This is a genomic window from Parafrankia elaeagni (genome assembly GCF_000374165.1).
Taxonomy (GTDB): domain Bacteria; phylum Actinomycetota; class Actinomycetes; order Frankiales; family Frankiaceae; genus Parafrankia; species Parafrankia elaeagni.
Genome location: NZ_KB893671.1, coordinates 250,151 through 272,205, shown reverse-complemented (window position 1 = coordinate 272,205; position 22,055 = coordinate 250,151). Strand labels below are relative to the sequence as shown.

The 22,055-nt window shown below is 73.9% G+C and carries 16 protein-coding genes and 1 pseudogene; 7 read left to right on the top strand and 10 right to left on the bottom strand.

Translation table 11 applies throughout. The features are described 5' to 3' along the window. Positions 1-43: 43 nt before the first annotated feature. The 6 genes from B207_RS0102895 to mraZ form a co-directional block, all read right to left on the bottom strand. The gene (locus tag B207_RS0102895; RefSeq protein ID WP_018635007.1) at positions 44-1,474 is read right to left on the bottom strand and encodes a UDP-N-acetylmuramoyl-tripeptide--D-alanyl-D-alanine ligase; all 1,431 of its coding nucleotides are present in this window, start codon (positions 1,472-1,474) and stop codon (positions 44-46) included. Next, on the bottom strand, positions 1,471-3,087 hold the full coding sequence (locus B207_RS0102890; RefSeq protein WP_018635006.1) for a UDP-N-acetylmuramoyl-L-alanyl-D-glutamate--2,6-diaminopimelate ligase: 1,617 nt from the start codon (positions 3,085-3,087) through the stop codon (positions 1,471-1,473). Before B207_RS0102890 ends, B207_RS0102895 begins: the two co-directional genes overlap by 4 nt. A gap of 136 nt (positions 3,088-3,223) precedes the next feature. Further along, positions 3,224-5,890: a peptidoglycan D,D-transpeptidase FtsI family protein gene (locus B207_RS0102885; RefSeq protein WP_018635005.1), complete on the bottom strand. Its 2,667-nt coding sequence runs from the start codon at positions 5,888-5,890 to the stop codon at positions 3,224-3,226. After that, entirely contained in the window at positions 5,887-7,674 is a 1,788-nt protein-coding gene (locus tag B207_RS39440) for a hypothetical protein (protein ID WP_026310603.1), read from the bottom strand. The genes B207_RS0102885 and B207_RS39440 overlap by 4 nt, the downstream gene beginning before the upstream one ends. After that, positions 7,671-8,654 carry a 16S rRNA (cytosine(1402)-N(4))-methyltransferase RsmH gene (rsmH, locus tag B207_RS0102875; RefSeq protein WP_018635003.1) on the bottom strand — a complete coding sequence of 328 codons (984 nt, stop codon included), beginning with the start codon at positions 8,652-8,654 and terminating at the stop codon, positions 7,671-7,673. The genes B207_RS39440 and rsmH overlap by 4 nt, the downstream gene beginning before the upstream one ends. A gap of 240 nt (positions 8,655-8,894) precedes the next feature. Continuing rightward, on the bottom strand, positions 8,895-9,326 hold the full coding sequence (gene mraZ / locus B207_RS0102870; protein ID WP_018635002.1) for a division/cell wall cluster transcriptional repressor MraZ: 432 nt from the start codon (positions 9,324-9,326) through the stop codon (positions 8,895-8,897). Between the two features lie 507 nt (positions 9,327-9,833). Here mraZ and B207_RS0102865 point away from each other — a divergent pair. The 3 genes from B207_RS0102865 to B207_RS0102855 are packed head-to-tail and all read left to right on the top strand — an operon-like array spanning position 9,834 to position 15,037. Continuing rightward, positions 9,834-10,862, top strand: coding sequence for an AAA family ATPase (locus tag B207_RS0102865; protein ID WP_018635001.1), 1,029 nt, complete (start codon positions 9,834-9,836; stop codon positions 10,860-10,862). A gap of 6 nt (positions 10,863-10,868) precedes the next feature. Beyond that, entirely contained in the window at positions 10,869-12,497 is a 1,629-nt protein-coding gene (locus B207_RS0102860; RefSeq protein ID WP_018635000.1) for a DUF58 domain-containing protein, read from the top strand. Beyond that, on the top strand, positions 12,491-15,037 hold the full coding sequence (locus tag B207_RS0102855) for a transglutaminase family protein (RefSeq protein WP_018634999.1): 2,547 nt from the start codon (positions 12,491-12,493) through the stop codon (positions 15,035-15,037). Before B207_RS0102860 ends, B207_RS0102855 begins: the two co-directional genes overlap by 7 nt. Positions 15,038-15,145: 108 nt before the next feature. On the opposite strand, the gene B207_RS0102850 is transcribed toward B207_RS0102855, so the two are convergent. The 4 genes from B207_RS0102850 to B207_RS0102835 all read right to left on the bottom strand — a co-directional run bounded on the left by B207_RS0102850 (position 15,146) and on the right by B207_RS0102835 (position 18,192). Then, entirely contained in the window at positions 15,146-15,574 is a 429-nt protein-coding gene (locus B207_RS0102850; RefSeq protein WP_018634998.1) for a DUF3040 domain-containing protein, read from the bottom strand. A 208-nt stretch (positions 15,575-15,782) separates the two neighbouring features. Then, a complete protein-coding gene (gene dinB / locus B207_RS0102845) occupies positions 15,783-17,006 on the bottom strand; it encodes a DNA polymerase IV (RefSeq protein ID WP_026310602.1) in 1,224 nt (407 codons plus the stop codon). Between the two features lie 7 nt (positions 17,007-17,013). After that, positions 17,014-17,214: a hypothetical protein gene (locus B207_RS32265; RefSeq protein ID WP_018634996.1), complete on the bottom strand. Its 201-nt coding sequence runs from the start codon at positions 17,212-17,214 to the stop codon at positions 17,014-17,016. Positions 17,215-17,532: 318 nt separating this feature from the next. After that, positions 17,533-18,192 carry an SAV_6107 family HEPN domain-containing protein gene (locus tag B207_RS0102835; protein ID WP_018634995.1) on the bottom strand — a complete coding sequence of 220 codons (660 nt, stop codon included), beginning with the start codon at positions 18,190-18,192 and terminating at the stop codon, positions 17,533-17,535. 271 nt (positions 18,193-18,463) lie between these two features. Between B207_RS0102835 and B207_RS32260 the strand changes: the two genes are divergently transcribed. The 4 genes and pseudogenes from B207_RS32260 to B207_RS41030 form a co-directional block, all read left to right on the top strand. Beyond that, positions 18,464-19,249, top strand: a complete 786-nt coding sequence (locus B207_RS32260) for a hypothetical protein (protein ID WP_018634994.1) — start codon at positions 18,464-18,466, stop codon at positions 19,247-19,249. 170 nt (positions 19,250-19,419) lie between these two features. Then, on the top strand, positions 19,420-20,034 hold the full coding sequence (locus tag B207_RS0102825) for a GNAT family N-acetyltransferase (RefSeq protein WP_018634993.1): 615 nt from the start codon (positions 19,420-19,422) through the stop codon (positions 20,032-20,034). A gap of 131 nt (positions 20,035-20,165) precedes the next feature. Beyond that, positions 20,166-21,062, top strand: a complete 897-nt coding sequence (locus B207_RS0102820) for a carotenoid biosynthesis protein (RefSeq protein WP_230204800.1) — start codon at positions 20,166-20,168, stop codon at positions 21,060-21,062. A 14-nt stretch (positions 21,063-21,076) separates the two neighbouring features. Further along, positions 21,077-21,874, top strand: a pseudogene (locus tag B207_RS41030) (glycosyltransferase family 2 protein); the annotation flags it as partial. Positions 21,875-22,055: the final 181 nt, after the last annotated feature.

The window sequence follows — 22,055 nt, the reverse complement described above, 5'->3', positions numbered from 1 at the left end:
GCGTGCCAGGTTCGCCGGAGTGTCCCACCGTGTTCCACGTGTACTAGGTCCCCTCGATCGCGGCGCCCGGGACGCCGTCCCGCCGGCCCTCACGGCCGGCACCACCACCCGCGGCGAGACCCGCGGCCACCCTTTCGAGCCCGAACGACCGGCTCGCCTTCACCAGAACGACATCACCGCCGCGGACCCGCCCGGCCAGATGGGCCACCGCCTCCTCGACACCGGGCACCCAGGCCGACTCCCCCCGCCAGCCGGCCGTTCCGGCAGCGGCATCGTGCACCCCCCGTGCTCCGGGCCCGACCGCGACCAGCCGGGGCACACCGAGCTCGGCGACGAGGCTCCCGAGGGAGCGGTGCGCCTCGTCCGCCGCGGCACCCAGCTCCCCCATCGGGCCCAGCACCGCCCAGGCGCGACCCCCGCCGCGAATGTCGAGGAGGGCGGTCAGCGCCGCCCGCATCGACTCCGGGTTCGCGTTGTAGGCGTCGTTCAGCACGACCACACCGTCCGGCGTGGTCGTCACCTCCATCCGCCACCGGCTGCGCGGGCGGGCCCGTTCCAGGGCCGCCGCCGCGTCCGCCGGCGCGAGGCCGAGGCCGATCGCCACCGCCGCCGCGGCCAGCGCGTTCGGGACCTGGTGCGCGCCGACGAGGCCCAGCCGCACGCGGTGGCGCTCACCACCGGCGAGCAGGTCGAACGCGGCCCGCCCGGTTCCGTCCACCTCGGTCCGCCCGGCGCGGACGTCCGCCCCGGCGCTGGTCCCGAACGTGACCACCGCGGCGCGGGCGCGGGCCGCCATCGGTGCGACGAGCGGATCGTCCGCGTTGAGCACGACCAGGGTGCCGGCCGCCTCGGCCAGCTCCCCCTTCGCCACCGCGATGCCACGCCGGCCGTCGGCGTACTCGCCGACATGCGCCGACCCGACATTGAGCACCAGCCCGACCTGCGGACGGGCCAGCGCGCACAGTGCGGCGATGTGCCCGATGCCGCGGGCGCCCATCTCCAGCACCACGAAGCGGGTGTCGGCCTCGGTGCGCAGCATGGTCAGCGGCAGGCCGATCTCGTTGTTGAACGAGCCCTCGGCCGCGACCGTCGGACCGAGGCCGGCCAGCAGGTCGGCCAGCAGGTCCTTGGTGGTCGTCTTGCCCGCCGAGCCGGTCACGCCGATGACGGTGGCCGGCGCGAGGTCACGCACCCGGGACGCGAGCGCCGCCAGCGCCGCCGCCGGGTCGGCGACGACGACCGCGGGCACGCCCGTCTCCCGGCCGGCCAGCACCGCCGCGGCGCCCGCTTCCCGCGCGGCGGCGGCGAAGTCGTGCCCGTCGACCCGCTCACCGAGCAGGGCGACGAACAGGGCGCCCGGCACGACGTGGCGGGAGTCGATCACCACGCGGGTGACCGGGGCCGCCGGGTCCGCGCCGCCGGCGAGCCGGCCGCCGGTCGCCGCGGCGACGTCCGCCAGGCTCAGCGCGATCATCGGTCGGCCGCCGACCGAAGCGCCGCGGCCAGCACCTCGCGGTCGTCGAACGGGGTCACCACGCCGGCGACGTCCTGCCCGCTCTCGTGGCCCTTGCCGGCGACCACGACGGCGTCGGCCGGCCCGGCCTCGGCGACGGCCAGCGCGATCGCCGCCGCCCGGTCGGGCTCCACGACGAACCGACCGGGCCCGCCGCCGGCACCGGCGGGCACGCCGCGGGCGCCGGCGACGATCTGGTCGAGGATCAGCGCTGGGTCCTCGGACCGCGGGTTGTCGTTGGTGAAGACCGACAGGTCCGCGAGCCGGGCGGCGGCGGCGCCCATCAGCGGCCGCTTGGCGCGGTCACGGTCCCCGCCGCAGCCGAGGACGATGATGACCCGCCCGGTCACCAGCGGCCGCACCGCGGCCAGCAGGGTGGCGACCGCGTCGGGGGTGTGCGCGTAGTCGACGAGGGCGAGGAACGGCTGGCCACCGTCCACCCGCTCCATCCGGCCGGGGACACCGGTCAGCGCCGAGATCCCCTCGGCGGCGGCTTCCAGCGGGACCCCGGTGGCGCTCAGCAGCGCCAGCGCGGTCAGCGCGTTCGCCGCGTTGAACCGGCCGGGCAGGGCCAGTGAGACGTCCGCCTTCGCGCCGTCCGGGCCGAGAGCCCGGAACACCGTGCCGGCCGGGCCGGCGACGACGTCCTCGGGCCACCAGTCGGCCTGGTTGCCGGCGACCGAACAGGTCCGCGCGTCGGGGCGCGAGGCCGCCAGCCGGCGCCCCCACTCGTCGTCGACGCAGATCACGGCGGCCGCGCTGCGGTCGGAGTCGAACAGCGCCGCCTTCGCGGCGAAGTAGTCCTCCATCGTCGGATGGAAGTCGAGATGGTCCTGGCTGAGGTTCGTGAACGCCGCGCCGGCGAAGCGCAGCGCGTCGACCCGGTGCTGGGCCAGGGCGTGGCTGGAGACCTCCATCGCCGCCGCGGTCACCCCGCGCTCGATCATCGTCGCGAGCAGGGCCTGCAGGTCCGGCGACTCGGGGGTGGTGCGCACCGCCGGAACCGCCGCCCCGGCGACGCGGGTCTGCACCGTGCCGAGCAGGCCGGTGGTGTGGCCGGCGGCGCGCAGGCCCGCCTCCAGCAGGAAGGCGGTGGTGGTCTTGCCGTTCGTGCCGGTGACCCCGAGGAGCGTGAGGGTGTCCGAGGGCCGGCCGTAGATCCAGGCGGCGACCGGCGCCAGGTCACGGCGCGGGTCGTCGGTGGCGATCACCGGCACGCCGAGGCCGCGGCCCGCCAGCCGGGCCGCGCCCGCCGGGTCGGTCAGCACGGCGACGGCGCCGGCCGCGACGGCGGCCTGGGCGAAGTCCGCGCCGTGCGCGTGCGCGCCGGGCAGGGCCGCGTACAGGTCACCGGGCAGCACCGCGCGGGAGTCGTGGGTGACGCCGCTGAGCAGGACGGACAGGCCCGCCGGGGCCGCCGGGGCGGCCTGGCCGAGCCGGCCGGGCGGGCGGGGGATGCTGGACGGGCCGGGCAGGCCGGCCGCGACAGCGACTGGGCTGGGGCGCAGGACACCAGGCAGCTCGCTGAGCGACCGCGGCGAGAGGGCTGCCGGACGTAGTGCCGGGGTGGTCACGGAGACGACCTTAGTGGGAGGCAGGTCGGGGGATCCGCACGGGCGTCGCCGACGCCGCTGGTCCCCCGGGACGATCCGGCCGTCTCCGGACAGCCTGCCCCGAACCGGGCGGTGCGCCTCGCGGCCCGCGGGGCACTCAGCGGTCCAGGTCGAGGACCAGTGAATCCGGCCGCGTCCCCGGCGGCGGCACGCCCAGGGTGGTGAGGGCGAACTTCATCACCTCGGCGAAGACCGGCGCGGCGACCTGCCCGCCGTAGTAGCGCGTACGCGGGTTGTCGAGGACGACCTCGACCACGACCTGCGGGTCGTCCGCCGGCGCGAAGCCGACGAAGGACGACACGTACCCGTCGTAGCGCTCGCTGACCGGGTCGTACCGCGTGGCGGTGCCGGTCTTGCCGGCCACCCGGTACCCGGCGACCTCGGCGAGCGGGGCGGTGCCGTCCTCGGTCGCGACCTCCTCGAGCATGCGGGTCAGTGTGGCCGCCGTCTCCGGCGAGACCACCCGCCGCTCGGGCTCGTGTGCCGTCTCCTGCTCCTCCCCGTCCGGGCTGATGACGGCGTCCACCAGGCGGGGGGCGACACGCATGCCGCCGTTGGCCACCGTGGCGTACACCGAGGCCATCTGCAGGGCGGTGGCGGACATCCCCTGGCCGTAGGCGATGGTCGCCGCCTGGCTCTCGGACCACTCCGAGGCCGAGGTCAGCGCGCCCGCCGTCTCGCCCGGGAAGTCGAGCTCGGTGACCGCACCGAGCCCGAACGCCCGCATCATCTCCTCCAGGCGCTGGTTCCCGACCTTCTCCGCGATGAGCACCGTGCCGATGTTGCTGGAGCGGGCGAGCACGCCGGCCGCGGTGAGGTGCTCCGTCCCGTGCGGCTCCGAGTCGGTGATGGTGTACCGGCCGCGCTCGATGGACGGCGGCACCGTGATCGGCGTCATCGCGTCGATCAGGCCCCGGTCGAGCGCCGCGGCCATCGTGATGACCTTGTTGACGCTGCCGGGCTCGAACGCCTGCCCGGTGGAGCGGTTCCCGATCGCGTCCAGGTCCCGTTCGGTGATGTTGTTCGGGTCGAACTGCGGGGCGTCGGCCATCGCCAGCAGCTCGCCGGTCCTCGGCTTCATCACCACGATGGTCCCGCCGTCGGCCTCGTAGGTGCGGACCGCCTCCGCGAGCTCTCTCTGGGCCTGCCACTGGATGTCGTTGTCGATGGTCAGCCGCAGCGTCGAGCCGTCGAGCGGCTCCTTCTCCATGCTCTGCGCCGAGGGGATCTCCCGGCCGGACGGGTCGGCCTCGATCTGGCGCCGGCCGTCCGTGCCGCGCAGCACGCTGTCGTAGGCCTGCTCCAGCCCGGCGCGGCCCACGATCGCGTCCTTGTCCCCGTAGTTGGTGAAGCCGACGAAGTTCGCGCCGAGCTCCCGCAGGGAGTACCAGCGGCCCCGCTCCTCCAGCACCCCGATGCCGTGCAGATCGAGCTCGGTCACCTCCTCGCCCACCGACCGATCCAGGCCCCGGTCCAGGTAGACGAAGCGCTTCTTCGCGTTGGCCGTCATCCGCGAACGCAGCTCGTTCTCGGACTTCCCGAGTACCGGGGCCAGCCGGCGCGCGGCATCGCCGATCTGGCTGGGAGTCATCAGCAGCGGGTCGGCGTAGACCGCCCGCTGCTCGATGTCATGCGCGAGGCGGCCGCCGCGCCGGTCGATGATCATGCCTCGGTCCGCCGGCAGCACGGACCTGTGTCGCAGCTGCTCCTCGGCCTGCTCGGCATAGGTGGAGGAGGCGAAGCCCTGCAGCTGCGCGAGCCGAGCGGCGATCACGACCAGCACGGCCACCATCAGGACGACGGCGACCCGCACCCGGCGGCGGGGGCTCGCGAGGACGAACGGCCGTGGTGTACGCGCCGCCGCCCCGCCCAGACCGCGCCGCGCCGCGCCGGCCCGTGCCCGCGGCGGCCCCCCGCGCGACGGCTGGGCCCGGCGGGCCGGATGGACCCGTACCGGTTCCGTCCGGCTCGCGGTTGCGCGGGTCGGGTTCCGCGGCACCGCCGCGCCACGCTGCGCCCCGGCACGGGCGGTACCACCGCGGGTCGTACCACCGCGGGTCGTGCCAGCGCGGGTCGTGCCAGCGCGGGGAGTACCGGCCCGGGCGGTGCCGGCCCGCGGCGCCGCACCGTGGGAAGTCACGCGGGAGATGTCGTTACGGGAGTTCGCGGCGGCATCGCGTGACGTTCCACCGCGTGACGCCGTGGTACGCGCCCCACGGCCCGCTGCGGCCCTGTCCGCCCTGTCCGCGCCGGCCCGCCCCTCCGTCATCCGGCCGGCTCTGGTCCGGCTGGACCCGGGCTGACCTGCACCGGTGCGGCCGGACCTGGCCGAGCCTGCTCCGGTCCGGCCCGCGCCGGCCCGCCGTCCACGCGCGGTGGGCCCGGTTCCGGATCGGCGGCTGAAGGGTGCCTCGAGGTCACCCTGCGCGTCGTCGACGTACTCCTCGACGACAGCCTGACGGGCCTCATGGTCCTCGGCGTACCAGTACTCCGTGTCCGGATCATGGACGTCGGGCTCCGGCCGGCGGCGCGGCGGTTCCCGGCGGGCCGGCGGAGCGCCGGAGCCGCGCGGTGCGGGCCGCCGGCCGGGTGCCGCCCGCTCGGGCCCACGTTCCGGGTCGCGGCCGGAGAACCTCCGGACGGACGGGTCGAGCAGGTCGTCGCCACCGGACCGCGGGTCCGGAGATCCCGAGGGCGGGCCGGTGACCAGGCGCAGTCGGGAACGTCCACGGCCGGCCGCCGGCCCCCGGCCCGTCGAGCTCACTGACCAGCTACCGCCTCTCCGTCAGTCCGGGCGCCGTCCTGAGATCCACCGCCCGCCGTCGCTCCGCCGCCAGTGACGCCCTCGCCACCGGCGGACGTCTGACCGCCGGCGGTCCGGCCGTCGCCCGCGGTCTGCCCATCCGGCACAGGCTGACCCTGGGTCTGGGTCTGGGTCTGGGTCTGGGTCTGGGTCTGGGCTTCGGCCGCCGGGTCGTCCTCGGGGGTCGTCCCGTCGCCGGGCGGTGACGTGCCCTCGGGCGCCGCTGCGCTGGCAGGCGCCGCCGGCGGGGGGACGACCACCAGCAGCATGCCGCCGCCTTCCTCCCGCGTCAGAACACGCGCCCCCGGCGGCAGCGGTGCACCTGGCGGAAGGTACTCGGGCATCCCGCCGGAGACCATCCCGAGCTGGCTGGCGCGGGCGGCGAGCTGACCGGGGTCGGCCTGCTCGTCCAGCTGAAGCGACAGTTCCTTCTCCTGGGTGCTGAGCGTGACGGCATCCCGCTCCAGCCGGTTCGCGCGGAAGGCGTTCTCCATCAGCGCGGTGTTCAGCAGGAGCAGCGCCAGCAGGCCGGCGCCCATCAGCACCAGCAGCAGGGCCACGAACGGGCCACGGGGCGCGGTCGACCGCGACACCCGCAGCGGCGAGTCCAGCAGCGGCATCGTGGTCGCGCCGACAGCCATCGCCGCGGAGAGCCGCCCGCCGCCAGGCCGCGGCACCGTCGCGCGACCCGTGCCCGACCGGGCCGTGGTCTGTCGGGCCGGGGTCGCGGACCGACCCGTGCCGGTCCGCGGGGCGGCGGAACGAGCAGCGTCGGAACGGGGCGGGTTGGAACGACCCGTGGTGGAACGACCCGTGGTGGAACGGGCCGCGGCGGAACGGGCCGCGCGCGACCGCGTGGCGTCCGTTCGGGTCGCTGTTCCCGATCGCCCGGACGAGGAGCCACGCGCCGCCGCGGCGGTCGCCCGAGAACCCGCGGCGCCCGCCGTTACCCGCGCGCGGGTTCCCCCAAACGCGTCTTCGTGGACCTGGCCGGAACTGACCTCGCGGGCCGACACGGTGGCACGGGAAACACCGGCCTGATACACGGCCGTAGCAGTGCCGACATACCCGGCGGTTACCTCGTCGACATACCCGCTCGCCTCGAAGCCGGCACCGTCGCAATCCGTCGTTTCAGAACCGGCGTATCCGAAATGGGCATCCTCGTTTGCACCGATGTCGTGAACAGCGACCTCGGAACCAGCGGGCGGGTATTCCGCCGCCCCGCCGACCGTGTTCGCGGTGCCGGGCATTTCGTCGCCGCTCCCGGCGTATCCCACCTCGCCATATGCGGCGCCGTCCGCGCCACCGGCGAACCCGACGCCGGCATACCCGGAGCCCCCGTATGCGGAACCGGCATGAACGGCACCCTCGTACCCGGCGCCGCGATGGGCCGTGTCGCCCTGCGCGGCATCGCCGTACCCGGCGCTCCCGTACCCGGCGCCGGCGTAAGCAGCACTCTCGTAGCCGGCACCGTCATAGCCGGCATTGGGGTACGGAGCATCGGGGTACGGAGCATCGGGATACCCGGCGTCGACATACCCGGCTTCGGGGTATGCACCGTCGGGGTACGCGGTGCTGTCATACGCCGCCTCGTACGCCGCATGGTCATACGCGGTGCTGTCGTGCGCGTACTCGGCGCCACGGAACGGCGTGGCGGCGTGGTCCGTCCCGTGGCCACCCGAGCCGGCCACCCGATGAGCCGGGCGGCCGTGACCGCGAGGCAGTGGCTGCGCGGGAGCGGTCATCGGACACCTCCGGTCGGATGCTGGGTGCGGCCAGGCTCGGCCGCGGTGCGTTCCGCGGCGCGCAGCCGGACGGATCCGGCGCGCGCGTTCTGTTCGATCTCCTGCTCGGACGCCGCCTCGGCGCCGCGGGTCAACCACCGCAGGGTCGGCTGGGCGTCGTCGGGCACTATCGGCATGTCCGGCGGCACGGACGGGGCCGCCCGCGGGCCCAGCGCCCGCTTCACCAGACGGTCCTCCAGCGAGTGATAGGACAGGACGACGATCCGGCCCGCCACGGCGAGCGCGTCGAAGGCCGCGGGCACCGCACGCCCGAGCACCTCCAGCTCCGCGTTCACCTCGATCCGCAGCGCCTGGAAGGTGCGCTTCGCCGGGTTGCCGCCGGTGCGGCGGGCAGCCGCGGGGATGGCATCGCGGATCAGGTCCACTAACCGCGCGGAGGTGGTGAACGGTGCGGCCTGCCGCTGGGTCACCACCGCCTGCGCGATCCGGCGCGCGAAGCGTTCCTCCCCGTAGTCCCGCAGCACGCGGGTCAGCGCGTTGACGTCGTAGGTGTTGAGGACGTCGGCCGCGGTGGGGCCGCGTTCCTGGTCCATCCGCATGTCCAGGGGCGCGTCACGGGAGTAGGCGAAGCCGCGCTCGTCCAGGTCGAGCTGCATGGAGGAGACGCCCAGGTCGAAGAGAATCCCGTCGACCGCGGGCACCCCGAGCTGTTCCAGTACGTCCGGCAGCCGGTCGTAGACGGCGTGCTCGAGGTCGACCCGCGCGCCGAGCCCGGCCAGGCGCAGCCGGCTGTGTTCCAGGGCTCGGGTGTCACGGTCGAGACCGATCAGGCGGATGTGTGGAAAAGCCTCCAGCAGGGCAAGGGAATGGCCACCCAGCCCGAGGGTCGCGTCCACCACCACCGCGCCCGGACGTCGCAGCGCCGGCGCGAACAGGTCGACGACCCGCTCGATGAGCACCGGCGTATGCGTGACGTCCACTGCCAACCCCTCGGCCGTTTGTCGAATCTGGAACTTCCCCCCGAACCTGCCACCGGTCCAGTGACGGGGGGCGCCGCCAATGGCGCGCTGAGCGACCATCGGGACGCAGAACGGCCGTTCAAGGTCGTACGCCCAGGTCCCGCCCCGCTCGGTCCGCCGGACGCCGGGGAAGTGGCGTCCGGTGGGAGCGGGGGGAGACCTCGACAGACGACCAGATGATCACATGGTGCCTGCGAAAACTCAGACGACCCCGGGCAGAACCTCCTCCGACAGCTCGGCGAAGGTCTCCTCCTGGTCCGCCAGATAGGTCTCCCAGCGCCCGGAATCCCAGATCTCGACCCGGGTGTTGGCTCCGTTCACCACACATTCGCGAGCCAGACCCGCATAGGTACGCAGTGGCGGCGGTATGGTGATCCGCCCCTGCCGGTCGGGAACGTCATCCGACGCCGAGGAGAAGAAGACGCGGCTGTAGTCACGAAGCGCCTTTGCCGTGACCGGAGCGGTACGGAGGGACTCACTGATCCGGGTGAACTCCGCCAGGGGGAACACGTAGAGACAACGCTCCTGCCCCTTCGTGATCACAAGCCCCCCCTCCAGCTCTTCCCGGAACTTCGCCGGCAGAGTCAGCCGCCCTTTGTCATCCAGTCGGGGCGTGTGGCTGCCGAGAAACACCGGCACCTCCCCGCCAGGCCCGACGACGTGCCATGGCGGCCAGACAACGACCGGTTCACCAGGCGACGGCTACCCGCAAGCTCCCTTCCCCCACTGCGCGCCACTCTACTCCACTCGCCCCCACCTCACACCCCCACGACACCCCGCTCCGCCCCACCCGCCCCACTCCGGACCGGCTCCAGCCCTGGCCATCGATCCGAAGGTGGTATAAAGCGGCCGAAAGATGATTGATAGACGACAGAACGCGTCCGACAAATGCCGTGAATGCGCATCCTGGCACCGTCCGGGAGCATCAGTCCTCACCTGCCCGTCCCGCTGTCGAGGACGATCGAGCGCCAGCCCCTCCGGCCGCCCCCGAACGGATGTCACACTGAAGGGGCAACACGGCGCGTCGCGATCATGTCCAGACGGCTCCGGGACCCCCGGGAGACGAGCAGGGACGCCACGGGACAACATCCCCGTAACGGGGCGGCGACCGGGACGAGAGATCCAGAGGAGGCCGACACCGTGGCGACGGAGCCGGGAGTTCTGCACTGGCATGCCCCCGCGGCCGACATCGACCATCTCTACGAGGTGGCCGACCGCATCCGGCGCTCGGCGGAGACCGTGATCGACGGCAAGTCGGACGTGATCCACACTGCTCTGGTCGTGCTGTTCGCCGAAGGCCACCTCCTGATCGAGGACGTGCCCGGTGTCGGCAAGACGATGCTGGCCAAGGCGCTCGCCCGGTCGATCGACGCCCGGGTCCGCCGGATCCAGTTCACGCCGGACCTGCTGCCCAGCGATGTCACCGGGGTGAGTGTCTACAACCAGGGCACCCGCGACTTCGAGTTCCGGCCCGGCCCGGTGTTCGCCAACATCGTCGTCGGCGACGAGATCAACCGGGCGGAGCCGAAGGCCCAGTCGGCGCTCCTGGAGTGCATGGAGGAGCACCAGGTCACGGTGGACGGCGTCACCTACCGCCTCGAGGCGCCGTTCATGGTGATCGCCACCCAGAACCCGATCGAGATGGACGGCACCCGCGCCCTGCCGGAGGCGCAGCGCGACCGCTTCATCGCCCGGGTCTCGATGGGCTACCCGTCACCCACCGCCGAGCTGGCGATGCTCGACAACCACGGGCGCTCCGACCCGCTGACCGGCGTCGTGCCCGTGACCAACGCCGCCGAGGTGGCGAAGCTGGCCCGGGTGGTCCGCGCCGTGCACGTCTCGGACGAGGTCCGGCAGTACATCGTCGATCTGGTCGGTGCCACCCGGAGACACCCGGAGATCACACTTGGCGCTTCGCCCCGGGCGGCGCTGCACCTCATTCGCACCGCTCGAGCCCACGCCGCCATGGACCGGCGCGGCTACGTGCTCCCGGACGACGTCCAGGCGCTGGCCAGCGACGTCCTCTCGCACCGGCTGCTACTCCATCCCGAGATCACGTTGTCGGGCGAGCCGACGAACGACATCGCCGCGCGGATCGTGTCAGATCTGATCGCGCGGGTGCCGGTCGCCCGGTCGGCCTCGGCACGCCCGACCCGTCGCGGGCGTTAGAAACACGTGCGCGACTATCTCTCCGCGGTGCGCGGGCTGACAGTGCGGGGCTGCGCGTTCCTCGCCGCCGGCGGCGCCAGCGTCGTGGCTGCCGTCGTGATCGGTGAACAGGACCTGATCGCGGTGGCCCTCCTGCTCGCCGGGCTGCCTCTGCTGGCGGCCGCCGCTGTCGCGCGGACGCGCTACCGGCTGGCCTGTACCCGCCGGCTGGAGCCCGGTCGGGTGACCGCCGGTGACACGGTCTCGGTGCGGATCAGGCTCGACAACGTCTCCCGGCTGCGGTCGTCCGTGCTGCGCGTCGAGGACGTCACCCCCCACCTCGGCCACCGGGCCCGCTTCGTGGTCGACCGGATCGAGCCGGGCGGCTCCCGCGACCTGTCGTACTCCATGCGTGCCGAGACCCGCGGCCGCTACCAGGTCGGCCCGCTGACGATTCGGCTCACCGACCCGTTCGGTCTGTGCGAGCTGGAGCGCAGCTTCCGCAGCAAGGACGACCTCACCGTCGCGCCCGCGCTGGAACGCCTGCCCCTGGTGCCCCCCGTAGGGCTGTCAGCCCTGAACAACAAGGTGCGCCGCGCCACGGTCAGGATCGGCGACGAGGAGTCCAGTACCAGGCCCTACCACTCCGGCGACGACCTGCGCAAGGTGCACTGGAAGAACACGGCTCGGCTCGGCGAGCTCATGGTGCGTCGCGACGAGCGGCCGCTCACCGGCGCCGCCGCCGTGCTCCTCGACACCCGGGCCGGGGCCTGGCCCCAGAGCGACCACCCGGACGACCCGTTCTCCCGGGCGGTCAGCACCGCCGGCTCCATCGCGGTGAACCTCGCGCGCAGTGGCTACGGCGTCCGGCTGATCACCGACTCCCGAGTCGCCGCGACCGGGCCCGGCAACGCCGTCGGCGCGCTGCTCGACCAGCTTGCGGTGATCATGCCGGCTCCCGTGACGGCGCTGAACCCGGCGCTGGCACTGCTGCGGTCCGCGGAGCACTCCGGCCTGGTCGTCGCGGTCCTCGGCCGCACCGACCAGGCGACAGCCTCCCTCGTCGCCGGCGCGCGGCCGCGGAACGCGCCCGCCATCGCCGTCCTGGTCGACACCGCCCGCGGGGACGGTACGGACGCCCCCGCGGTCAGCGCCGACATCGAACTGTCCCGAAGCGTGCTGTCCAGGCACGGCTGGACGGTCCTGGTCGCCGACCGCACCACCCGCCTCGCGGACACCTGGCCCGCGATCTTCCGACCGGGCGCGGCCAACGGACAGCACCACCTCGGCAGCCCCGGCACACAACGTGCCGGCGCACAACGTGCCGGCGCACGCGGCAGTGATGACGCGGGCGTAAGCCGCGTGAGCCGGGCACCCCGCGTGCCCTCGGCCGCCGCCGCGGCCGGGCCGGAGCCCCCGAGGCACGGCAACTCCGGCCCGGCCGCGGCGACGGCCGCCACCGGAGCAGCTCCGGCAGACGCGTCGGGCCGGGCCGGGCCAGCCGGTTCCACCACCGGGATCCCTCGCGGCAAGCGAACCCCGCCGTCACACCCTGCCCCGACCGGTCCGCTCTACCGCCCCGGCTCGCCGCACGAGCCACCCGCACCCGCGACCGTCACCGGCGGCCCGACCGCGCCCGCGGGCAGGGGATGCTGAGCCCCCGCCCGGTCGCGGCGGTGCTCGGCGGGCTGGCCTGCCTGCTGGCCAGCACGGCGCTGGCACCGCTGTTCGCGGGAATCCTCTGGTGGTTCCGGCCGGTGCTGATCGCGACAGTGGTGGCGGTCGGAACCGCGGTGCTGGGCCGCCTGATCGGCCGGAGCCTCCGCCTGCCGGCGCTCACCGGCTTCAGCGCGAGCCTGATCGGTCTGGCGGTGGCCGTGACGGCGGTCGGCGCCCGGGACACCGCCATCCTCGGTGTGATCCCCACACCGGGCACGGCGACGGCGCTGGCCGACCTCGTCGAGCCGACCATGAACGAGGTGCGGGAGCTCGCGGTACCCGTCCCGGAACGCCCTGGGCTGGTCGTCCTGGTACTGGTGGCCACCTACGTCGTCGCCATGGCCGTCGACCTGCTCGTCGTCGTCGCGGACCGGCCGGCCCTGGCCGGCATCCCGCTGCTCGCCGTGTTCCTGGTCCCGGCCACCGTCCTCCCCGCGGGTGTGGGAACGCTGCCGTTCGTCCTCGGCTCCGCCGGTTTCGTGGCGCTGATGCTCCTGGACGGCCGGCGGATGGTGACCAGATGGGGCCGTCCGGTGGGCGACCGCCACGCCAGGGCCATCAGCAGCGGCCTCGCCGCACTCGGCGTCCAGATCGCCGCCGGGTCCCTGGTCATCGCGTCCCTGCTCCCCCTGGTGCTGCCGTCGTTGGACGGCAAGGGTGTGATCTCCGCGAACGGCGGGTCCGGTTCCGGCTCGGGGCGCAACTCCGCGAGTGTCATCCAGCCGATCGTCTCCCTGTTCCAGCAGATCCACGACGAGCGCGACCTGCCGCTGCTGCGGGTGACCACCGAAACCCCGCAGAACCTGCGGCTCACCGCGCTGGAGAACTTCGACGGTCAGCGTTTCACCCTGCGGGCGCTCAACGCGACCAAGGACGCCCGGGTGGACCGAACCCTGCCCGGCCCCGAGGAGGACATCCGGACCATCCCCGCGGTCACCGAGGTATCCGTCAGCAGCGAGTTGGCGGAGCGGTACCTGCCTGTCCCGGGCATCCCCACCAGGTTCACCGGACTGGAGGGCGACTGGCGGCTCGCCAGCCCGACCGGCACCATCTTCTCCACCCGCACCTCCACCTCCGGCCAGGACTACACCGTCCACGCGCAGATCCCCGCCCCGACGCCCGAGCAGATCAGCGCGGCCCGCGGGCCCCGGCCCGCCTCGATGGACGTCGTCACCGCACTGCCGGCGTCCCTCGACTCGCGGCTTCCCGGGCTGCTCGCCGAGATCACCGAGGGCGTCGACTCGGACTACGACAAGGTCGTCGAGATCCAGAACTTCCTGCGCGGGCCGGCGTTCACCTATGACCTGAGCGGTGCGCCCACCATGCGGGAAGGTGCCCTCGCGGACTTCCTGTTCAACAGCCGGCGCGGGTACTGCGAGCAGTTCGCCTCCGCGATGGCAGTCCTGGTGCGGCTGCTCGGGCTGCCGTCCCGGGTGGCGATCGGCTTCACCCACGGCGTGCTGCAGACCGACGGCACCTGGCTGATCACGAACAAGCAGGCCCACGCCTGGCCCGAGGTCTGGTTCCCGACCCTCGGCTGGATCCCGTTCGAGCCGACCAAGCGGGGGGACGGCACGACTCCGGCCCCCGCCTACGCACCGTCAGCCGACGAGCCCGCCGGTCCGGACGCCTCGGCCGAGGGCGAACCCACCGTGGAGACCGATGTCGTTCCGGTCCCGGTCGTGACGCCGGTTCCCGCCGAGCCGGACGCCGCCGGGCAGGATCCGGCCCTGGAGGCGGAGGCCGCGGCGGAGGACGCCGAGAAGGACACGGCCATCCCGACCTGGCTCGTGTGGGTCCTGCTGGGGCTCGGCGTGCTCGGTCTGTTCAGCATCCCGGCGCTGACCCGGCTCATCCTGCGGCGACGCCGCATGTCTCCCGTCGGCCAGCGCCGGATGTCCCCTGCCGGGCGGCGTCGGACCATTCGCGCCCCTCGCCCGAACCCCGCCTTCACCGGGCCGGGCACGGAGGACACCGAAACAATCATGAACGCGGCGGCGGTGGCCCAGGTCGACGCGGCCTGGGCGGAGCTGGTCGACGTAGCCGCCGATCTGAGGATCCGGCTACGCAGGAGCGATTCCCCGCGGTCCGGAGTGCAACGGCTGATCACCTACCTCGAGGCCGGTCCCGAGGAGGGATCCGCCGAGGTCAACGCGGCCAGCCAGGCGCTCATCCGACTGGCGACGGCACAGGAGCAGGCCCGCTACGCCCCGCCAGGCACCTATATCCCGGATCCGTCCCTGCTGGACGATCTGACCCTGGTGCGCCGGGTGCTGTGGTCGGTGACCCCGCGCAGCCAGCGGGCCCTGGCACTCGTCGCCCCGCCTTCCATGCTGCGGCGGATCGAGGGGATCCAGATCCGCCAGGTCGCCGACTGGGTGCGGCGCCGACGCTCCGGTACCGCGAAGAACGACCTGGCCCCCAGCGGCACCGCTGCAGAATCCGGCGCCGGAAGGCCGTCCCAGCCGGCGCCGTGACCGGCCGGGGGCAACCCTGCCGCCGGGGGCAACCCTGCCGGTGGATCGGACCCACGACGGTTCGGACCCCCGACGCACCGTCCGTCGGACCAGCGCCGGGGGCTCAGCTCAGGAGTTGTCCTCCCAGCGGCGACGCCACCGCTCCTCGACCCGCTCCATGAACGACGACGACGACCGGGACTGGCGTGTCTTCCCACCAGAGCCCGACCTGCCCCTCGCCCCGGGTGGACGACGCCCCGACTCCTGCCCGCGGCCACTCATCCTCCGCAGGTCCGCCGCGCCGCGCAGGGCGGCGAAGAGCATGGTGACGAACCCCAGGATCCCGAGGGCCACCGTGAGTGGCCCCTGGTTGATGACCACGCCCACTACGAGGACCACGAGACCGAGGAGAAACAGCCCCCCGCTACGCCGGACCCGCCTGAGCAGGTAGGTCCGGGGATTGGTCGATCGGACCGTACTCGCGAACTTCGGATCGTCCTCGACGAGAGCGCGCTCGATCTGCTCCAGTAGGCGCTGCTCGTTCTCCGAGAGCGGCATCGACGCTCCTCCCACGACCTTCAGGCCCGCCGGACGGAACCTGACACCCAAGAATAGGCATGTGCGGGGCCGAGGCGGTAGGCAACTGGTCATGCTGTGTCCAAGCCGGTCCGAACCGTCCCCGACCAGAGCGATTCGGCGTACTGGGCTCTTGCCCGGGCCACCGTCGTTCATGCCACGCTCATCCTACGATCATGGATTTCTGTGATCATCCGGGACCCGCCCGTGGCGGCGGTTGCCGGGCGCGGCCGGGCAGCAGGGAGGCGGGCCGGACGGACGCCGCCCCGAACCGGCTGCGCGCCCCGTCGGTGGCCCGGTCGACCTCCGCCCAACCGGCAGGCCGTTCACCGAAGGCCAGCTGGCGCCCACCGAGCGTGACAGCGGCCAGCCGCGACGCGCGCACGCCGACCAGGCGGATCAGCGGACGGCCGTCGCCCCGCAGCTCCGCGAACAGCGCCCGGGCGGACCGGTAGATCATCCAGGTGACGTCGGTCGGTTCGGGAAGTGTCCGGGCACGGGTCACGGTGGTGAAGTCCGCATAGCGGACCTTGATCGAGATGTTGCGGGCTACCTGGCCGCGGGCCCGCAGCCGGCCGCCGACCCGCTCGCTGAGCCGCAGGAACTCACGGTCGAGCCGCTCCGGGTCAGCCAGGTCGGCGGGAAAGGTCTCCTCGGCACCGAGAGACACCTCGGCGCCGTCCGGATCGACCCGGCGCCCGTCCCGCCCGTGCGCCAGCGCGATCATGTGATCGGCCGAGCCCTTCCCGAGGGCCCGCTGCAGCGTGTCCGCGGGTGTCCGTGCGATGTCGCCGATGGTGCGCAGTCCGAGCCTGGTCAGCGTCTCCTCGGTGCGCGGCCCCACCCCCCACAGCGCCGCGACCGGCAGCGGGTGCAGGAAGGAGAGCACCCCCTCGGGCGGTACGGCCAGCAGGCCGTCGGGCTTGCACCGGGCCGACGCGATCTTCGCCACGAACATCGACGGCGCCACCCCGACGGAGCAGGTCAGACCCTGCTCGGCGGCGATCCTGGCCCGGATTCCCCGCGCGATCTCCACCGGCCCCCCGAACAGCCGCCGCCCGCCGCTCACGTCGAGGAAGGCCTCGTCCAGCGAGATCGGGGCCACCAGCGGGGTGACGTCCCGGAAGACGCCCATGATCGCACGGGAGGCCTCACGGTACCGGCCGTGATCCGCGGGTACGACGACGGCCGTCGGACACATCCGGCGCGCCCGTGCCATCGGCATGGCGCTGCGCACCCCGAAGGCGCGGGCCTCATAGGTCGCGGACAGCACCACACCCCGCGTGCCCCCGCCGACGATCACCGGGCGCCCCCGGAGCTCGGGGGTGTCGCGGACCGCGACCGAGGCGAAGAACGCGTCCATGTCGACATGCAGGATGTGGCTCCCCGCCGCCCGCGGCGGGCGCGTTGTCACGACGTCCCTACCGCGGGAGCCGGAAGCCGATGATCAGACCGGCGACGAGGCTGCCGGCCGAGAGCCCGGCCATCCGCCTGAGCCAGGCGTTGCGCTGTCGCACCCTGGGGTTCTGCTGCCCCTTGGCGCCCTGCCGCACCCTGGGCGACTGTGGCGGCGCACCCGCCCGCCCTTCGTGCTCCTCGACGCCCGCACCAGCGATGACCATCAGGCATCACCACTCTCAGCACTCACCTCAACCTTGAAAGTAACTGATAGTGACCGCCTTCCTGGTTACGCGCAAGGGCTGTGTCACCCTCCGAAGCCCCTCGACCGCGCGCCCACCGGACCGCACCAGACACCCGCCTGGGACGGTGCGGCCAACAGCGTCAGCAGCAGCGAGGAGGAACCGCCGACGCCGGCTGTCGTACCCCGGCGCAGACCGCCTGACGGCAGGACCCGTGCCAGCGCCGGCAGCGCGGGAAGAATCCGCTCGCCGCCTCTTCCCCCCGCTCCGCGGGAGGAGCCGCGATCCGCCGGAGAGCACTCAGCGCCACGTCCACACCTCGGTAGGGGCGGCCTGGGACAGCGAGGGCTGGGAAGGGACGCCGAGCGCCGCCTCGACGATCCCGAGAAAGAGCTCCACCTCACGGACAAGATCATCGGCATCTCTGGTTGTCACGACGGGGAGCCCTGCCTCGGCAGCCGCCCGCCGGCCGGCACCCGCGGCGAAGAAGGCCGCCCACTCCTGCAGCTCCGGAGCCACCACCGCAAGCAGCTGCCAGGCGCTCGCCGGGCGACCACGGTGACCGGGGCGGGGCTGGGCACGGTCGGCAAGGACAGCGGCTGCGACACGCAACGCGGCGAGGTGCGCCAGCGCGTAGCGCTCACCTGCCGGGCGGGTGAGCGCAGCTTCGGCCAGCCCTCGCCGAGCCGAGGACAGCAGCTCGTCCCGCGAGCGCCGTGGCAGCCCCGCGGCGGGAAGCATGGTCCGGCCCGCGGGCCGGTCCGGCACCTGCCCACGAGTGGCGGGCGCGCTCGGCCGGGAAGCCTGCGCGGGACCTGCCGGCCCCGACTGACCGGCCCTGTCGTGCCGACCGGCAACGGCGCCGTGGCCGGACATGCCCCGGTCTTCGTACTGGCCGCCGACCGCCGCGTTCCTCTCGACGACGTTCCCCCCGACCACGCTCTTCCGAACCGCGCCCACTGGGATCACCTCTCCGGTGCCGACCTGCCCCGGAGCCGGATCACCCGGCTCCGACCTGCAACGAACTCGACCCGCAACAAGCCCGACCTTCACCGAGCCCGACCCTCACCGAGCCCGACCTTCATCGAACGCATGTTCGAAGATACACGGTGGGTCAACAGACCGTCAACCACCAGCTGCCACGCCGTCAGGCCGCCGGCTCACCGCCGGAAGGCGGCAGGATCGCTGGTGCAGCGCCGGAGACCGGCGCCAGCCCGGGTGGGAGTCGTCCATGTTCGTCACCTTCGACCTCTGGCATGTCCCGCGGCGGCGGGCCGCGCAGGCCGCGGCCCGCACGGCGCTGGACCGCCCTGCGCTGCGCCGGACGTCCGGCCTCGCCTTCAGCAGGCTGCTCGGGACGGGCAGCGGGCAGCGCTTCACTCCCCTCGACGCCGACCTGTCGCGGTGGGCGCTGCTGGCGGTCTGGGACACCCCCGCCGCGGCGCGGGACTTCGAGCGTTCGCCGGCGCTCCGGGCCTGGGCCCGCCTCGCCGACGAACGCTGGCAGGTCGACCTGCGCCCGCTGGCCTCGCGCGGGCTGTGGGCGGGCCGTGCACCGTTCGACGTGCCGACCGGAACGTCCGGCGCCGGCACCTACCACCGGTCGGCGAACACATACCACCGGTCGGCGAAGGAGCGCGCAGACCACAACGAGGCGCCAGTGGTGGTTGTCACCCGGGCGCGGCTGACAGCGCGGCGGGCCGTGGCCTTCTGGCGCGCCGTCCCACCGGTGGCGACGGAGCTGCACCGCGCCGACGGGCTGCTGTTCGCCGCCGGCATCGGCGAGGCCCCGATCGGCTTCCAGGGCACCTTCAGCGTGTGGCGGGACGAAGCCGCCCTGCGTGCGTTCGCCTACCAGGGGCAGGCTCATGCGGCAGTGGTACGGCGCACCCCCCGCGCGGGCTGGTACGCCGAGGAGCTGTTCGCCCGCTTCGCCGTGCTCGGCTCACGGGGGACGGTCCGCGGCGCGGATCCCTGCGGGCCATGCCCGGCGGAGCACCGGGGCCAGCACCGGTGACGCCCACCAGACCCGGGTACACACCTCGTGGCCAGGCCGACAGCGGCGGTGCCAGGCCCGATGCCAGGCCGCAATAGCACTGTTCGCCAGACCGGTCCCAGCCAACAGGCAGCAGGCGTCCGCAGCGCGTTATCGTCGGATGGCCCGGGTGCGACAGGAGGCGAGAACTCGTGAACGACGTCCGGATCGTGCGGTGGTCGCCGGCCCGGATGCGGGCCCGGCTGGATGACGTCATCGCCGTCTACAAAGCCGCGTTCCTCGACCTGCACGAGGACGACCCGGTGCGGGCGGCACGGGACCGCGCCATCCACGCACGGCGCCACTTCGACCGGCGCGACCTGCACGCCGTGGTCGCGGTGACGGTGGAGGAGGAGGTCGTCGGCATGACCTACGGCCTGCCCGGCAAGGTGGGCCAGTGGTGGCACGACGTCGTCGCCGGCGCGCTGCCGCCCCAGGACGCGGTCCACTGGCTCACCGACTGCATGGAAGTGGTCGAGCTGCACGTGCTGCCCGGTTACCAGGGCCGTGGGATCGGCCGCGAGCTGCTGCGCGAGCTGCTGCGGGACGTCCCGCAGCGGACGGCGGCGCTGTCGGCGCTGGAGCTGCCCGGCAGTCGCGCCCGCCGGCTGTACACCAGCGAGGGCTTCGTACCGCTGCTGTCGCACTTCCGGTTCCCCGGGAGCTTCACCGAGTACGCGGTGCTCGCCAAGGAGCTGCCCGGGCCTGCGCCGTCCGACCCGTGCCGGAGCACGGAGACCGGGCAGCAGCCTGCCCAGGTGCCTTGACCTCCTCCCCCGTTCCCGACCCGTCCCACTCGGCCCCATCCGGCCCGGCCCCGTCCGGCCCGGCCTCCTTCCGTTTCGGCCTCGTCCGCGTCGGGCGCGGGCCTTTCTCCGTATGGATGCGGATCGGCGCGGTGCCGTGGGTCGCGGCCGCGGTGACCATCGGGCTCCAGATCAGCTACCCGTTGACGTCCGGAGACCAGCGGGCTGCCGTCACGGTGTTCTCGGTCGTGGCCTTCTTCACCGCGTCGGTCAGCGCGACGGCCGTCACCCACGGCCCGGCCCGAGCCACCGCCGCGGCGGGCGCGGCGGGCGGCATCGGGCTGCTCGCCGAAGCGGTGGGAGTCCACAGCGGCTGGCCGTTCGGTGACTACTCGTACGGGACCGCGCTGGGCCCGAAGCTGGCCGGCGTGCCGGTGGTGGTCCCCCTCGCCTGGACGATGATGGGCCTGCCCGCGCTGATGCTCGGCCGCCGCTGCGCGGCCCGCCTCGACCGCACCGGACGTCCGGCAGCAGCACGGCGGGCGACAGCACGGCGGGCGGTGACGGCGCTGGCGGGCGGCGCCACGCTGACCGCCTGGGACCTCTTCCTCGACCCCCAGATGGTCGCGGAGGACTACTGGTCGTGGGAGTCGGGCGGCGGCCCGGCCCTCAACGGCATTCCGGTGAGCAACGCGGCGGGGTGGCTGCTAGTGGGCATCGTGGTCACCGGAGCCCTCGCCGCGCTGCTCCCGGAGAGCAACGCCGCGGCGTCGGCAGCGGGGCCGGGCGGTCCGGCTGCCCGTACGCGCGGGCGCGGGGGCGGGCACACGGGCGGTGCCGGCGTTCCCGCGGATCCGGGCCGCCGGGTGCTGATGGTGCTGCTCGTCTGGACCTACCTGTCCTCGGTGCTGGCCAATCTGGCCTTCTTCGGCCGCCCGGGTGTCGCCCTCGCCGGCGGTGTGGCGATGGGGATGCTGCTCGGTCTCGGCGTCCTCCCGGACCGCCGCGGCGCTGCCCGGCGGGGGAACCTGGCACGCTCTGGGAACTGACGCCCTCCCCCCGGATGATCGCGGGAGAGGATTCGAGGTCCTGCCCCCGCCGGGGAGAGAGGTGCGGTTCGTTGAGGCCACGGACGGGGCGGGCAGCGGCAGAGAGCCCGGCCACGCGGGTCGCGGTGCGGGTGGCGGTGCGGGTCGCGGTGCGCTCGGGTGTCGCCGGCGCGGTGGCCGTCGCCGCGCACACCGCGGTGAACGCCCTGCTGCTGCGGGCCCCGGGACCCTCCGCCCCGGTCCGGGAACGGGTCAGTGTGATCCTGCCGGTGCGTGACGAGGCGACGCGGGTCCGCACCTGCGTGACGGCCCTTCTCGGCTCCCGGCACGTCCCGGATCTCGAGGTCCTCGTCTACGACGACCGCTCGTCGGACGGGACGGGTGCGGTCCTACGCGAGCTGGCCGCCCGGGACAGCCGCCTGCGGCTGCTGACCGGGCCTGAGCCAGGCGCGGGGTGGCTGGGCAAGCCGCACGCCTGCGCCCGGGCCGCCCGCCATGCCACCGGCTCGGTGCTGGTCTTCGTCGACGCCGATGTGACAGTCGCGCCGCACGGGCTCGCCCGCGCGGCGGGCCTCCTGCGGAGCACCGGTCTGGACCTCGTCTCGCCCTATCCGCGGCAGGTCGCCGTCACCGCGGCGGAGCGCCTCGTCCAGCCGCTGCTGCAGTGGTCGTGGCTGGCGCTGCTGCCGCTGCGGGCCGCGGAGCGTTCCGCCCGCCCGTCGCTGACAGCGGCCAACGGCCAGTTCCTGTGCGTGGACGCGGCGGCCTACGCCCGGGCCGGCGGGCACGCCGCCGTCCGCGACGCGGTGCTGGACGATCTGGCGCTGCTGCGTGCGGTGAAGCGCTCCGGTGGTCGGGGGGTGGTGGCCGACGGCACCGAGCTGGCGGTCACCTGGATGTACGACGGCTGGCCGGCGCTGCGGGACGGCTACGCCAAGTCGCTGTGGGCCGCGGGCGGCAGCCCGGCGGCGAGCGCGGGGCAGCTGGCACTGC

Coding starts and splice junctions, on each gene's coding strand:
- B207_RS0102895 (WP_018635007.1), bottom strand. CDS start 1,474: ATGATCGCGCTGAGCCTGGCGGACGTCGCCGCGGCGACCGGCGGCCGG.
- B207_RS39440 (WP_026310603.1), bottom strand. CDS start 7,674: ATGACCGCTCCCGCGCAGCCACTGCCTCGCGGTCACGGCCGCCCGGCT.
- B207_RS0102855 (WP_018634999.1), top strand. CDS start 12,491: ATGCTGAGCCCCCGCCCGGTCGCGGCGGTGCTCGGCGGGCTGGCCTGC.
- B207_RS0102850 (WP_018634998.1), bottom strand. CDS start 15,574: ATGCCGCTCTCGGAGAACGAGCAGCGCCTACTGGAGCAGATCGAGCGC.
- B207_RS32265 (WP_018634996.1), bottom strand. CDS start 17,214: ATGGTCATCGCTGGTGCGGGCGTCGAGGAGCACGAAGGGCGGGCGGGT.
- B207_RS32260 (WP_018634994.1), top strand. CDS start 18,464: ATGTTCGTCACCTTCGACCTCTGGCATGTCCCGCGGCGGCGGGCCGCG.